The sequence below is a fragment of the Winogradskyella bathintestinalis genome, assembly GCF_030407435.1.
In the GTDB taxonomy this organism is placed as follows: Bacteria; Bacteroidota; Bacteroidia; order Flavobacteriales; family Flavobacteriaceae; genus Winogradskyella; species Winogradskyella bathintestinalis.
On the sequence record NZ_JASDDK010000001.1, the window covers coordinates 408,644 to 422,602 of the forward strand.

A 13,959-nucleotide genomic window follows, 5' to 3' on the forward strand; every position below is an offset into this window, starting at 1 on the left:
TCATAGATTCAATAATTATAAATAAAAAAGTTATGAATAAAGCGATTAAATCTTTAAAATTAATGTTAGTCTTAATAGCTTCTGTAGCTATTACATCTTGTGTTCAAGATGATGATTATACGGTTCCTAACAGTTTAGGAGAAGAAGAAAATAGAGCTCTTGAACAATTATTAGCAACAGGCAATGAGGTATCCTTTGCTACAGTAAAAGCATTGTATCAAGAAGGAGAATTCATCGAACCTGTCAACGCTAATGACTATGTAAAAGGTTATGTAACTTCATCTGACCGAACTGGAAATTTCTTTAAAGAATTTTTTATTCAAGACAGTCCTTCCAATCCAACCTCTGGTTTAAAAATTATTCTAAATCAAGTAGATGTTTATAATCAATTTAATATTGGAAGAGAAGTCTATATAAGTTTAGAAAATCTTTTTATAGGTGAAGAGAGAGTTGGTAATGGAGTAACTACCATTGGTGGCGGTATTGAAACCGATCAATTTGGCACTACTGTAACAAGCTTAAATGAAATTCAGATTAGACAAAAAGTTTTAAGATCTTCAGTTACAGAAACTATTACACCTTTAAATATAGGTTTAACTGCAATTAGTGGTGACCATGTCGGTTTATTAGTAAAAGTCGAAAATGTAGAGTTTGCAGATGATGAAATTGGTTTAAATTATTTTGACCCAACTGAAACTTTTGATACAAAAAGAACATTACAAGATTGTAGCGGATTTACATACCCAGAATTCATTTTAGAAACTAGTAGTTTTTCAAATTTTAAAAATGAAAAATTACCTACTGGAAATGGATCTATAACAGCGGTTGTTAGTAAAACGTTTGATGGAGCTAATTTAATATTAGCCTTAAACTCTATCGAAGATGTTGATATGAAAAATTCTAGATGTACCTTATTGAATATTGACGATTTTGAAGTCGTTTTTGAAGAAGGATTTTCAAGCGGTCAAGGTAACTGGGAAGTTACCAACACGGTAGGCACAAGAGATTGGTCTGCAGGAAGTTTTAACGGTGAAGGTTATATGAGAGGTTCTGCTTTTGCTGGTGGTGACGACATTGATGACATGGTAAGTTGGTTAATTTCTCCTTCTATAGACTTTGATGCTCAAGATAATGAGCGTCTACTATTGCAAATAGCAGATGGTTTTAACAATGGACAACCGATTAAAGCTTATTATTCTAATGATTATACCTCTGGCAGTAATCCAGATGATTCAACTTGGACAGAAATAGGAGCTTCAGAAATCGCCGCTTTACCAGAAAACACAGGTTTTTTCGATAATAATTATCAAGAAACAGGATTAATTAATATTTCAATGATTACAGGTAATGCTGTATTAGCATTCGTATACGACAGTAATGAAGCTACAATATCTAGTACTATTGATCTAAGTAATGTGCAAATTTTAGCACAATAACAAAAAACTTATCTTATACAGAGAAGAAAAAGACTGTCTGAAAAGGCAGTCTTTTTTTATAACTATTAATTAAAATAATGTATACCGTTTTTACAGCAGCAATAGCTAAAATAAAAGAACAGACTATTGATATAAAGTGAAGCGTTAAAGTTGAAAAGATTAAAAACTATAATTTATGTTAGACAAATATTATATTGCTGTATTCAATTACTATAAAAAATCTTTAGGTAAACGTAGTTTAACTATAGCACAATTGTATATCAACTTTTTGGAGCTATCCATTGTCTTAGCTTTAGGAGCCTTCTTTATGGCTTTTGCAATTCAAATGAAAATGCCCACAATGTCTTCTACAAAATTTTGGATACTATTAGTATTAATCGGACTCTTTATAATTTCAAAAAATTGGATGCGTTATAATGGCAAAAAAAGGAACGTTTTAAGTGTTAAATTAAAACGCAACGAAACGTCTATATATCTACTTTGGCTCCTACCTGTCGGTTGTTTTCTTTTAGCTGTTATTTTGCTACAGGTACAATAAAAAAACGCCATCCTTTCGGATAGCGTTTGGTTTTAATTTTGTTTTAGTATTTATTTACTTTGTTTTCTTTTCTTTACTGCAACACTCTTTTTTGCAATCTGCTTTACATGCGACTTTTTCTGCATCTGTTTTATTTGCACAACATGCCATTTTACAATCTGCGCTACATACTTTTTTATCGGTATTAAAGTTATCAACGGCTTGCATGTCTTTAACTTTATAAGTATCTGAAACATTACCCACAGCCTCTTCTAAAGATTGCGGAGTTACTTTAGCTTCATCATATTCTACCATAGCTAAACGTTTGTCAAAATCGACTTTAGCGGACTTAACCCCATCCATTTTAGCCATTTTCTTTTCTATGGTTTTAGCACAACCCATAGCACACGTCATGCCGTCAATTCCAAATTCTACTTTTGCATAAGTGGCGTTAGGATCTAAATGTTGAGCAACATCTTTATCTCCCACTTCCACATCAACCGTTTTTACTTCTGGCTGTGATTCATTTTTACACGAAGAAAAAACTATCGCCATAATGGCAATTAAACTTATTGTTTTTAACGTATTCATAGATCTATTGATATTTTGGATAAATCTAACAAATATTGGTGTTTATTGCGAGAGAATTAACGAATTTTGTGATTCATTTAGAATGCTTTTGTATGAAAAACCTTAACATTAAGTGGATTTACCTTTTAATTCTTTCTATTATTTGGGGAAGCTCGTTTATATTAATTAAGAAATCACTTATTGGATTAACTCCATATCAACTAGGAGCATTACGAACAATTATTACCGGGATCATTCTATTAGCTTTTGGATTTCATAAATTGAAAACCGTCCCAAAGATAAAATGGAAATGGCTTTGCATTTCTGGACTTTTAGGTTCCTTTATTCCAGCTTTCTTTTTTGCCATTGCCGAAACAGAAATTGATAGTGCCGTAGCTTCAGTATTAAATTCGCTCGTCCTACTCAATACCATTTTACTCGGTTTTGCCGTTTTTGGCATTACCTCCACAAAGCGACAAATATTAGGTGTTATTGTAGGCTTTATTGGCACAGCAATATTAATCTTGAAAGGTTCAGAATTAAATCCGAATCAAAATTATTTATATGCCGGATTTGTAATTGCTTCTACCCTGATGTATGCTGCAAATGTAAACATTATAAAACGCTATCTGCAAGATGTAAAACCGTTAGCGATTGCTGCTGGCAATTATATATTTATAATTATTCCTGCAATAATTGTTCTTCTATTCAGCGACTTTTTTACGACCGATACATTTAATCAACCAACGTTACCAAAAGCACTTCTGTATGTTAGTATTTTAGCCGTTTTTGGTACGGCCATAGCAAAAGTGGTGTTTTTTAAATTGGTACAATTGTCTACTCCTGTTTTTGCGTCTTCAGTGACCTACATTATGCCTATCGTTGCATTAGGCTGGGGCATTTTAGATGATGAAACTTTTAGCTTTACTCAAGGCTTTGCGGCGCTATTAATATTAGTTGGTGTTTATCTTTCGCATCAGCGTAAGGCGAAGGTAGCCATACTAAGATTGCGTGCTTAAAAAGAATAGTTAAACAGTTATATTGATTCCATTGGAAATAGTATTCACAATTAGTTTCATAAAAAAAACCGAAGCATTCACTTCGGTTTTAGTTTTTTCGTATTTAATGGCGATTAGTTAAAATCTGCATCAGTAACGCCTTCATTAATCTTTGCCTCAAGCAATTTATAAACGATCGGTTGGCCCATTTGCACACTTTCTCTTGTAGCAGGAAACTTAATACCATCGAATGCTTTGTAATCCTTTAAAACAGCATCTTGACTTTGCGTTTGTCCTTGCATGGATGTAGTTTGAATTTCTTTTACCTTTAATCCTGTCTCAACATCATAGAAATATGTTAAAGTTACAACTTCACCAGGAAATTGAATTTTGTAAGCGTCTTTGTCTTCTACTTTTTCTACACCAGCGATTTTTGCATTTTCAAAATTAAAAAGATTTAATTCTGTAAACAAACCACCTAATGGTTTCATATCATTAGCGATATTCTCTGGAAGTGGATTCTTATTCATGGCCACTTTCTCTTGGGTCGTTAAGACGGACATCATTTGATTACCATTCATAAATATAGTTTGCGCTAATTTGCCTTGCATGCGCTTTTCTTCGTTTATAATCGTCGATCCCATAGCGCTAGCTTCGTATTTCAATAAAATTGAATTTAAACCTTCAATTTTCGCTTTACCACCAATCGCTTCAAAATATTTATTTAATACAGATGTTACAGTAACACCTTCTGGTAATTCCACCTCAAATTCTGGTTTCTTAGCTGTATTAGCATAGGTATCAAAGTACTTTATAGGAATACCTGTTTTTTCTAAATTAGGTAATACCTCAGAACCATTACCAACAACAATAATTCTAAGATTATCAGCTTTAAAATATTTGTTAGCTACTCTTTGAATATCTTCTACAGATACCTCGTTTATTTTCTGTAAATAATTGGAGTAAAAATCTTCAGGTAAATCGTTTAATTCAATATTTAAAGCATAATTGGCAACCGTTTGAGGACTTTCTAAAGCCATAACAAAATTACCAACATATTTTGCTTTCGCATCCTTAAGAGTTTGCGCATCTACAGGTTCAGTTCTAATTCTATTTATTTCTTTTAAAGCTTCTACAACAGCACTGTCGGTAACGGCGTTTCTAACTTTAGCCGAGGCATTAAAACGCGATGCTCCGTATCGATCATTACCTAAACTTGAATAAGCTCCATAAGTATAGCCCTTATCTTCCCTTAGGTTTTTAAACAAATAGCCTTCACCTCCACCACCTAAGATATTATTAGTAATTAAGGCTGTGTGGTAGTCTTCATCACCCATCTTTAACACCACATTATTGGTGATTGAAAGGTTAGATTGTGTAGCATCAGGTACGTCAACAAAATTAATTTGCGTGTACTGTACATTTGAATTTGGTTTTGGTACTTCAGAATTTACTTCTACTGATTTCTTCCAACTATTAAAATATTTTTTAACCTGTTTTTCAACGTCTTTAAATTCAACATCACCTATAACCACTAAATAAGCATTATTTGGATTAAAGTGTTTTTCGTAGAACGCCACTGCATCTCCAAATGACACATTGTTAATTGTTTCTTCAGTAACAAATTCTCCGTAAGGATGATTTTTACCATAAGACAAAGCGGATCCTACTCGGCTTGCAATAGCGTCTGGATTTTTTTTGTCTGCTTTTAAATTTTCAATAAGAATGGTTTTTTCTTTCTCGAATTCTTCTTGCGTTAATAATGGGTCAATTGCAGCACCTGCTAATAATTCTAAAATTCTATCTGAATACTTGGTCAGTGAACTTGCAAATCCACCACTAAAACCAAAGCTTAAACTAGCCCCTAAGAAATCTACTTCTTCATTAAATTCATCTTTAGAAATTGTTGTAGTTCCATTGCCTAACATACTCCCTAAAAGACTTTCTACACCCGCTTTTTTCCCTGTTGAAATTGGCTGATTGTCTATTCTTAATGAATAAGAAACTCTTGGTAACTTATGATTTTCTACCACAAGTACCTTTAAGCCGTTTTTCAGTTTAAACTCTTGTGGTTTATCTATTGAAATTTCTGGTTCTGGCCCTGCTACAGGTGGCTTAGATCTGTCTATTTGTGCGCTGACACCAATAGTCATTATAAATAATGCGAAAAACGCTACTATTTTATTATTCATGTTTAATATAGTTTTCATGTTTAATTCTATTGTTTTTCAAAGGGCATATGCGGTTCGTTCTCCATTTATATTGAATAAGTATAGAACATGCATATGTCTTATTATTGATCTTCTTTTTTTGGTAGGTATTCTACTTCCACACGCTGATTAGGGCTTAAGTATTTTTTGGCCACATCTTGAATTTCTTCTCTCGTTATAGATCTGTATGTCTCTAACTGATTGTTTATAATATTTACATCGCCATATAATAAATAATACGTTGCCAATGAGCTCGCAATACCTGCTACACTTGAGTTAGAGCTTACAAAATCGTTTTCAAACTGATTTAATAGTTTTTGATAATCGCGCTCACTTATTAATTCCTCCTGCATTTTTACAATCTCTTCATCCATTTCTGCTAATAGCGTCTCTAAACTTACATCACCTAATGGCAATGCGAACAAGGCGAAAATATTATAATCTACTTGACCCAAATTAACAGCTTGTACAGTAAGCGCTTGTTTTTGTTCGTCAATTAATTTTTTGTATAGTACAGAGCTTTTTCCACCACTTAAATACGTTGAAATCATATCTAAGACATAGGCTTCTCTAGTCGATTGACCTGGTAAACGGTAGGCAGCAATGATGGCAGGAATCTGAATATTTTTATCATAAGCCGTAGCTTTTACCGTTTCTGTAATTGGAGTTTCCTTTGGAAAATTACGCACTACTTCTGGCCCTTTTTTCACTGCACTAAAGTAATCTTTAACCATTTTTCTTGTCTTGGTATAATCTATATCGCCTGCAATGACTAATACAGCGTTGTTAGGCACGTAATATTTATCGAAATAGGCATTAAATTCTTCTAAAGTAGCCGCATCTAAATGCTCCATTTTGCCAATATTTTCATCTTTATAAGGATGTACCTTAAAAAGATTTTCGCCAATAGCTTTTAGAAGTCCGCCGTAAGGTCTGTTATCCATACTCTGACGTTTTTCCTCTTTTACGACCTCATTCTGAGTATCGACCCCAACTTGGTCAATCACTGGATGCAACATACGTTCAGATTCTAACCATAACCCTAATTCTAATTTGTTAGACGGAAAGATTTCGTAATAATATGTTCTGTCTTGAGACGTGTTGGCATTAAAAGTACCTCCATTGGCAGGTATTATTTTCATAAATTCTCCACGATCGATATTCTCTGAACCTTCAAACAATAAATGTTCAAAAAAATGAGCGAAACCAGTACGCTCTCTATCCCCATCTTTTCCACCAACATCGTACATAACAGATGTAATTACAACTGGAGCCGTATTATCTTTATGCATAATAACATGCAAGCCATTGTCTAAATCAAATTCCTCAAATTTAACTTCTTGTGCTATTGCCTGATGGCTAATAAACAACAAAGAGGCCAAGGCCAGTAAATAGTTTTTCATTGTAGTTTTGTTTAAGTTTTATATATAATGTGTTAGTCTAAACGCCATGTAATTTGTTACAGCGTCCTACAAAAATAAACAATGATTCGTCTTATTTAATAGAATACAAGACAAAAAACTCACTATCTATCACATATTGAATTTAATACATAACGATTAAAAGCCATTTATTTAACCCTAACTAACCCAAAAACAATCGAAACGTTTGTACATTAATAAATTAGAAGTATATTTGCATCCGCTTTCTGAGAAGAAGGCACTTTAATTAATAAACAAATTAATAAAAACGTTACGCTATGTACGCAATTGTAGAGATAGCAGGGCAGCAATTTAAAGTTGCAAAAGACCAAAAAGTTTTTGTGAACCGTTTATCTACTGAAGAAGGTAAAACTGTTGATTTTGACAACGTTCTTCTAATAGGTGATGGTGACAATACTACTTTAGGCGCCCCAGCTATAGACGGAGCACTAGTAGGTGCAAAAGTCTTAAGACACCTTAAAGGTGACAAAGTAATCGTCTTCAAAAAGAAAAGACGTAAAGGTTACCGTGTAAAAAACGGACACAGACAATCTTTAACCGAAATCGTAATTGAGAGTATTGTTTCTTCTGGAGCTAAGCCGTCTAAAAAGGCAGACCCCAAAAAGGAAACAAAAAAAGTAGAAGCGAGAGCTGCTGCTCCTAAAGCTAAAAAAGCAACAGGAAAAGCTGACGATTTAAAGAAAATTGAAGGTGTTGGACCTAAAGCTGCAGAAGCATTGGTTGAAGCAGGTTTAGATACTTTTGCAAAAGTAGCTAAGGCTAAGCCAGAAGCTATTGAAGCTATTCTAGCTGAAGCAAATTCTAGATTAGCACATTTAGTTGCTAATACTTGGCCACAACAAGCACAATTAGCTGCTGATGGTAAGTGGGATGAGCTTAAAGAATTACAAGACAATTTAGACGGAGGAAGAAAATAATTTTTAGTCCTTTAATATTAACAAATAAAACCTTAAGATCATGGCTCATAAAAAAGGAGTTGGTAGTTCGAAAAATGGTAGAGAATCAGAATCGAAACGTTTAGGCGTTAAGATTTTTGGTGGACAAGCTGCTATTGCTGGAAACATTATCATAAGACAACGTGGTAACACTCACCATCCTGGTGAAAATGTATACCAAGGAAAAGATCATACTTTACACGCTAAAGTTGATGGTCTAGTAAAATTCACTAAGAAAAAAGACAATAAGTCTTACGTTTCTATTGAGCCTTTTCAGGCTTAAGAAATTATTTTCTTAAAATGATTAAGACCTCACAAGAATTTTCTTGTGAGGTCTTTTTGTGTATTACCTTTTTTTTATTCAGAACGTACCTTATATTACCTGTCAGAGTAACTAATCAGTACTTGTGCTAGTTTTAGGAAACTTCGTTTTTTCTTTATACAATTTCCATCTTTTTCAACAAAAAACTTGCGTTCATGTTTTGGCAAACCCCTTGTTTTAATTTGTAATCGAAATAGAGTTCGTCATTAACAATTTCTGCATCAAAATAATAATTCTTCACCGCTTCCAATTCATTTTCGATTTCTGTTAGACTTAAATCGTGTGTTGCAATAATTCCTGTGGCATTATGTTTTACTAGCTTCTCAACAAATTTTCGCGAACCAATAGCTTTATCGGTACTGTTGGTTCCTTTTAAAATTTCATCAAGTATAACAAAGTAATTTTTATCTTTAATAATGGTATCTACTACAAATTTTAAACGTGTGAGTTCACTGAAAAAATAAGAACTATCATCGGTTAAAGAATCTGTTGTTCTCATGCTTGTAATGAGCTTAATAGGCTTATAAACACTCTGCTTTGCACAAATCGGAAGTCCTACATTGGCCATAACGATATGAAGCGCAACGGTTCTTAAAAATGTACTTTTCCCTGCCATGTTCGCCCCAGTGACAATAAAAAATTGTTCTTGTTCTAATTTTAAGTTACTATCTACTCGTTTTTCCGACCTTAATAATGGATGACCAATACCTTCAGCTAAAATAGTTACGGGTTTTTCCGTAAGTATTGGATATGTGAAACTTTGATGATTAAAGGCGTAATTGCCAAAGCTATTAAAGGCATCAAAGAACGTTACAACTTCAAACCAATCTTCTACTTTATGACCATATTTTCTAATCCATTTTTCTACTGCATAACTATATCTTAGATCTAGCAGAAAATAGCCATTCCCTAAAACTAAAGAAATAAGGTTATTCCTGTTATCTAATGCATCTAGCGCTTTCGAAAATTTTGAAAATATTTCGGAGGCTTTCTGATCTTCAGACCGAATTAAATTTTGTTTCGATTTTAATAAGTCGGACGTGAACTCGGTAGTTTCTATAGCCTCTAATAGCAATGCATATTGCTTAAAGGTATCTTTTGCATTCCCAGTATGATGTGCCAGTGTATCTGTTTTTTTCCAATATATACCTGTAATTCCAAGCCCCAACAATAGCCAATACCCAATTGTTGAAATCGGTATTATTTCAGTGACTCCCAATCCTATAATTATTAGGGAAGCTATGCTAAATCCAATAGTTATATAATATTGTACTCTTCCTAAAAATGGTTTGTAATCATTCAACCATGTAATGATGGAATTTGCGGAATGCTCAATTTCTACACCTTGAGCAATTCCTGTATAGCGTTGTCTCCAACTTGGCAGAGCAGCTAATTCTTTAATGGCCAATTGCCTTGTTTCTATTGCGCTAATATCATTAGATAATAAATGATGAACTAATTTTTTTGTTCCCTCTTTAATGGCCGTTCTGTTGATATATTGAAAGAATGATCCTTTCCCAAATAAATCAATATCTAAACTAAAATAATGTTTCGGATTTTGAAATTCTGAACCATCCAACCGCTCTTGAAAATCTCCTTTAGCTATTTTCAATTCGTCTTCATTAATAGCAATTAACCGTTTGTGTAAGTTTCGTTTAGACTTTAAATCGGTGTATTTAGATAACAAGAATAGAAAGCTCGCTATACCAATAACGGCAATGCCCACAGCAACTTGCCAATTCTGATACGTAAAATAAATGCCGACTCCGGTTAGCACAAAAATAGCTAGTCTTAAAATACTGTATAAACTTAACTGCTTAAAAATACGTTTAGACTCACTTTGATTGATTTCTAATTGTTCTGTATAAAATATATTTGGATTTTGCATAATTTGAAATTAAAAAATCCCAAGATAAGATTTTACCTTGGGATTAAATTTTATAAACCCGAAATTTCGGGACTGTTTTCCTGTCTGCCAAACTAGCAGATACAGTAATTAACCTTTTAAACTAGCCGCTAAATACTCACGATTCATACGCGCTATATTCTCTAGTGAAATACCTTTAGGACATTCTACTTCGCAAGCTCCTGTATTGGTACAGTTACCAAAACCTTCCTCGTCCATTTGTTTTACCATATTTAAAACACGATCCGTCGCTTCAACTTGACCTTGAGGTAATAACGCAAATTGAGATACTTTTGCGCCTACAAATAACATGGCGGAAGAGTTTTTACAACTTGCTACACAAGCACCACAACCGATACATGTTGCAGCTTCAAAAGCTTCGTCTGCATCGTGTTTATTAACCGGAATTGCATTGGCATCAATAGTATTTCCAGACGTATTAACCGATATAAATCCACCAGCATGTTGTATTCTATCAAAAGAAGATCTATCTACAACTAAATCTTTAATTACAGGGAATGCTGTAGCTCTAAATGGTTCGATAACAATTGTATCTCCATCTTTAAACATACGCATATGTAATTGGCATGTAGTAATTCCACGATCTGGACCATGGGCCTCACCATTAATATATAATGAACACATACCGCAGATACCTTCTCGACAATCGTGATCAAAAGCAACAGGTTCTTCGCCTTTATAGACTAATTGTTCGTTTAAAACGTCTAACATTTCAAGAAAAGACATATCTGGCGAAATATCAGTAACTGGATAATCGACCATTCCTCCTTTATCGTTAGCGTTTTTTTGACGCCATATTTTTAACGTTAAATTCATAGCTTCCCTTTTATTTATAACTTCGCTCTTTTACTTCTATATTTTCATAAACCAAATCTTCTTTATGCAATACAGCATCTTTTGGTTCACCTTTATATTCCCAAGCAGAAACATATTGAAACTCTTTCATTCTCATAGCTTCTCCTTCGGCTGTTTGATATTCCTCTCTAAAGTGACCTCCTGCAGATTCTTCACGCAATAAAGCATCTTTTGCAAATAGCTCACCCAATTCTAAGAAATCTGCCACACGTAATCCTTTGGCTAACTCTTCATTAAACTCGTCGTTAGTTCCTGGTACTCTTACGTCTTTCCAAAATTCTGCTCGTAGTTCAGAAATTTCAGTGATTGCTGCCTTTAAATCTGCAGCATTCCTAGCCATACCACACTTATTCCACATGATTTTACCTAATCTTCTATGGAAGTGATCTACTGATTGTGACCCATTATTATTGATTAAATGCTCAATGTTATCTCTAACATTCTTTTCTGCGTCATCAAATTCTTTACTATCGGTTGCAATTTCTCCTGTTCTTATATCATTTGATAAATAATCACCAATAGTATAAGGTAATACAAAATAGCCATCTGCCAGACCTTGCATTAAAGCTGAAGCACCAAGTCTGTTAGCACCATGATCTGAGAAATTAGCTTCACCAATACAATATAAACCAGGAACGGTAGTCATTAAGTTATAATCAACCCAAATACCTCCCATGGTGTAGTGTACGGCCGGATAAATCATCATTGGAGTGTTATAAGGATCTTGATCAACGATTTTCTCATACATCTGGAATAAGTTTCCATACTTATTCTTAATCACTTCTTGCCCTAATTTTTTAACCAATGCTGCATCATTCTCATCTAAACCTTTAACATGAGCTGCCTCTTTTCCATAACGTTGAATGGCTGATGCAAAATCTAAAAATACCGCTTCACCGGTTGCATTCACTCCGAAACCAGCATCACAACGCTCTTTTGCTGCACGAGAGGCAACATCACGCGGTACTAAGTTTCCGAAAGCTGGATAACGACGTTCTAAATAATAATCGCGATCGTTCTCCGCTAAATCTTTAGGTTTTAATGTTCCAGCTTTAATAGCCTCAACATCCTTCATATGTTTTGGTACCCAGATACGACCATCATTTCGTAAAGACTCAGACATTAACGTTAGTTTAGACTGATGATCTCCAGAAACAGGAATACATGTTGGGTGAATTTGTGTGTAACACGGATTTGCAAAGTAAGCCCCACGTTTGTGTGCTTTCCAAGCTGCAGTAACATTAGATCCCATCGCATTTGTAGATAAGAAAAATACGTTACCATAACCACCAGTGCCAAGCACTACAGCATGTGCTGAATGTCTTTCAATTTCGCCAGTAATTAAATTACGCGTTATAATGCCTCGCGCTTTTCCGTCGACAATTACAACATCAAGCATTTCGTGACGGTTATACATTTTTATTTTCCCACGTCCAATCTGACGGTTCATGGCAGAATAAGCGCCTAATAATAATTGTTGTCCCGTTTGACCTGCGGCGTAAAACGTACGAGATACTAATACTCCACCAAACGAACGGTTATCAAGTAAGCCACCATATTCACGAGCAAAAGGAACACCTTGAGCCACACATTGGTCAATAATATTAGCAGAAACCTCTGCCAAACGATAAACATTAGCTTCACGAGATCGGTAATCACCACCTTTTACGGTATCGTAAAATAAGCGGTATGTAGAATCACCATCACCTTGATAGTTTTTTGCCGCATTAATTCCTCCCTGCGCCGCAATAGAGTGCGCACGTCTTGGAGAATCTTGAAAACAAAATGCTTTTACATTATAGCCCAATTCTGCCAAAGTTGCAGCGGCAGACCCACCAGCTAAACCTGTACCAACGATAATTACATCTATGTTACGTTTATTAGCAGGATTTACTAAATCGATATTATTTTTATAATTAGTCCATTTGTCTGCAATTGGACCATTTGGTATTTTAGAATCTAAAGCCATATCAGGGATATTTTTTTATTGATTAAAATGATGGAATAATGCAATGAAAATGAAACCAGCCGGAAGACCAATGGCATACACTTTTGCAAATCCTTTTAATCCTTTCGTGTACTTATTATTTGCTCCAATAGATTGGAATGCAGAACTAAAACCATGCAATAAATGCAAGCTTAAAAATACAAATGCTATAACATATGCACCAACTCGAATAGGGTTTTCAAACTTATGCACCAATTCTTCGTAGTATCTAAAACCGCTATCGACATTGTCTGGATCTAAAAGTCCACTCATATCACCTTTAAAGTATTTTATATTTATTTCTGGTGCCCAAAAATCTATAAAATGTAATACAATAAATGCTAATATAGCCAGACCGCTCCAAATCATGTTTCTGCTCATCCAAGTAGAATTTGCCGCACCATTATTTTTTACATAACTAATTTTTCGAGCTCTATTATTTTTGATTTCTAGAACAAAACCCATTACAAAATGGAAGATTACTCCAAAAATTAAAACAGGCTGTAACAAATATTGTACGGCCCAAAACGTACCCATAAAATGAGATGTTTCATTAAAAGCTTCTTCGCTAAAGACAGATAAAATATTAATTGCAAAATGTTGTAATAAAAAAATCATTAGGAAGAGTGCCGAAAGTGCCATGGCAAACTTTCTTCCAATCGTAGAATTCAGAATTCCGCTCATTGTAGTCTAAATTTATTTTAGTGTAACAAAGATACTGCGCAATTGCCGTTTTGACAACTGTGCTTTATTATAATTA

The 13,959-nt window shown here is 34.2% G+C and carries 12 protein-coding genes; 5 read left to right on the forward strand and 7 right to left on the reverse strand.

Features of this window, described 5'->3' with window-relative positions:
- Positions 1–32 precede the first annotated feature (32 nt).
- Positions 33–1,436: a DUF5689 domain-containing protein gene (locus QMA06_RS01595; protein ID WP_290205102.1), complete on the forward strand. Its 1,404-nt coding sequence runs from the start codon at positions 33–35 to the stop codon at positions 1,434–1,436.
- 175 nt (positions 1,437–1,611) lie between these two features.
- Entirely contained in the window at positions 1,612–1,974 is a 363-nt protein-coding gene (locus QMA06_RS01600; RefSeq protein WP_290205103.1) for a hypothetical protein, read from the forward strand.
- 54 nt (positions 1,975–2,028) lie between these two features.
- Here QMA06_RS01600 and QMA06_RS01605 read toward each other — a convergent pair whose 3' ends face one another.
- The gene (locus QMA06_RS01605) at positions 2,029–2,544 is read right to left on the reverse strand and encodes a heavy-metal-associated domain-containing protein (protein ID WP_290205104.1); all 516 of its coding nucleotides are present in this window, start codon (positions 2,542–2,544) and stop codon (positions 2,029–2,031) included.
- 92 nt (positions 2,545–2,636) lie between these two features.
- Between QMA06_RS01605 and QMA06_RS01610 the strand changes: the two genes are divergently transcribed.
- Positions 2,637–3,542, forward strand: a complete 906-nt coding sequence (locus QMA06_RS01610) for a DMT family transporter (RefSeq protein WP_290205105.1) — start codon at positions 2,637–2,639, stop codon at positions 3,540–3,542.
- 113 nt (positions 3,543–3,655) lie between these two features.
- On the opposite strand, the gene QMA06_RS01615 is transcribed toward QMA06_RS01610, so the two are convergent.
- Both QMA06_RS01615 and QMA06_RS01620 read right to left on the reverse strand, forming a co-directional pair.
- Positions 3,656–5,731 (reverse strand): M16 family metallopeptidase, encoded by a 2,076-nt coding sequence (locus QMA06_RS01615; protein WP_290205106.1) that lies wholly within the window; start codon positions 5,729–5,731, stop codon positions 3,656–3,658.
- Between the two features lie 83 nt (positions 5,732–5,814).
- Positions 5,815–7,134 (reverse strand): M16 family metallopeptidase, encoded by a 1,320-nt coding sequence (locus QMA06_RS01620; RefSeq protein WP_290205107.1) that lies wholly within the window; start codon positions 7,132–7,134, stop codon positions 5,815–5,817.
- Positions 7,135–7,430: 296 nt separating this feature from the next.
- Between QMA06_RS01620 and rplU the strand changes: the two genes are divergently transcribed.
- Positions 7,431–8,090, forward strand: coding sequence for a 50S ribosomal protein L21 (rplU, locus tag QMA06_RS01625; RefSeq protein ID WP_290205108.1), 660 nt, complete (start codon positions 7,431–7,433; stop codon positions 8,088–8,090).
- Positions 8,091–8,130: 40 nt separating this feature from the next.
- Complete coding sequence (rpmA, locus tag QMA06_RS01630) at positions 8,131–8,391, forward strand: 50S ribosomal protein L27 (protein ID WP_290205109.1); 261 nt, start codon at positions 8,131–8,133, stop codon at positions 8,389–8,391.
- A gap of 154 nt (positions 8,392–8,545) precedes the next feature.
- Here rpmA and QMA06_RS01635 read toward each other — a convergent pair whose 3' ends face one another.
- The 4 genes from QMA06_RS01635 to QMA06_RS01650 all read right to left on the reverse strand — a co-directional run bounded on the left by QMA06_RS01635 (position 8,546) and on the right by QMA06_RS01650 (position 13,883).
- The gene (locus QMA06_RS01635) at positions 8,546–10,318 is read right to left on the reverse strand and encodes a MutS-related protein (protein WP_290205110.1); all 1,773 of its coding nucleotides are present in this window, start codon (positions 10,316–10,318) and stop codon (positions 8,546–8,548) included.
- A gap of 108 nt (positions 10,319–10,426) precedes the next feature.
- Complete coding sequence (locus QMA06_RS01640) at positions 10,427–11,173, reverse strand: succinate dehydrogenase/fumarate reductase iron-sulfur subunit (RefSeq protein ID WP_290205111.1); 747 nt, start codon at positions 11,171–11,173, stop codon at positions 10,427–10,429.
- A 10-nt stretch (positions 11,174–11,183) separates the two neighbouring features.
- Positions 11,184–13,181: a fumarate reductase/succinate dehydrogenase flavoprotein subunit gene (locus QMA06_RS01645; protein ID WP_290205112.1), complete on the reverse strand. Its 1,998-nt coding sequence runs from the start codon at positions 13,179–13,181 to the stop codon at positions 11,184–11,186.
- Positions 13,182–13,196: 15 nt separating this feature from the next.
- Complete coding sequence (locus QMA06_RS01650) at positions 13,197–13,883, reverse strand: succinate dehydrogenase cytochrome b subunit (RefSeq protein ID WP_290205113.1); 687 nt, start codon at positions 13,881–13,883, stop codon at positions 13,197–13,199.
- Between the last annotated feature and the right edge of the window lie 76 nt (positions 13,884–13,959).

What these genes read in the sequence shown, in the direction of transcription:
- QMA06_RS01595 (WP_290205102.1), top strand. Translation starts at nt 33, where the DNA reads ATGAATAAAGCGATTAAATCTTTAAAATTAATGTTAGTCTTAATAGCT.
- QMA06_RS01600 (WP_290205103.1), top strand. Translation starts at nt 1,612, where the DNA reads ATGTTAGACAAATATTATATTGCTGTATTCAATTACTATAAAAAATCT.
- QMA06_RS01605 (WP_290205104.1), bottom strand. Translation starts at nt 2,544, where the DNA reads ATGAATACGTTAAAAACAATAAGTTTAATTGCCATTATGGCGATAGTT.
- QMA06_RS01610 (WP_290205105.1), top strand. Translation starts at nt 2,637, where the DNA reads ATGAAAAACCTTAACATTAAGTGGATTTACCTTTTAATTCTTTCTATT.
- QMA06_RS01615 (WP_290205106.1), bottom strand. Translation starts at nt 5,731, where the DNA reads ATGAAAACTATATTAAACATGAATAATAAAATAGTAGCGTTTTTCGCA.
- QMA06_RS01620 (WP_290205107.1), bottom strand. Translation starts at nt 7,134, where the DNA reads ATGAAAAACTATTTACTGGCCTTGGCCTCTTTGTTGTTTATTAGCCAT.
- rplU (WP_290205108.1), top strand. Translation starts at nt 7,431, where the DNA reads ATGTACGCAATTGTAGAGATAGCAGGGCAGCAATTTAAAGTTGCAAAA.
- rpmA (WP_290205109.1), top strand. Translation starts at nt 8,131, where the DNA reads ATGGCTCATAAAAAAGGAGTTGGTAGTTCGAAAAATGGTAGAGAATCA.
- QMA06_RS01635 (WP_290205110.1), bottom strand. Translation starts at nt 10,318, where the DNA reads ATGCAAAATCCAAATATATTTTATACAGAACAATTAGAAATCAATCAA.
- QMA06_RS01640 (WP_290205111.1), bottom strand. Translation starts at nt 11,173, where the DNA reads ATGAATTTAACGTTAAAAATATGGCGTCAAAAAAACGCTAACGATAAA.
- QMA06_RS01645 (WP_290205112.1), bottom strand. Translation starts at nt 13,181, where the DNA reads ATGGCTTTAGATTCTAAAATACCAAATGGTCCAATTGCAGACAAATGG.
- QMA06_RS01650 (WP_290205113.1), bottom strand. Translation starts at nt 13,883, where the DNA reads ATGAGCGGAATTCTGAATTCTACGATTGGAAGAAAGTTTGCCATGGCA.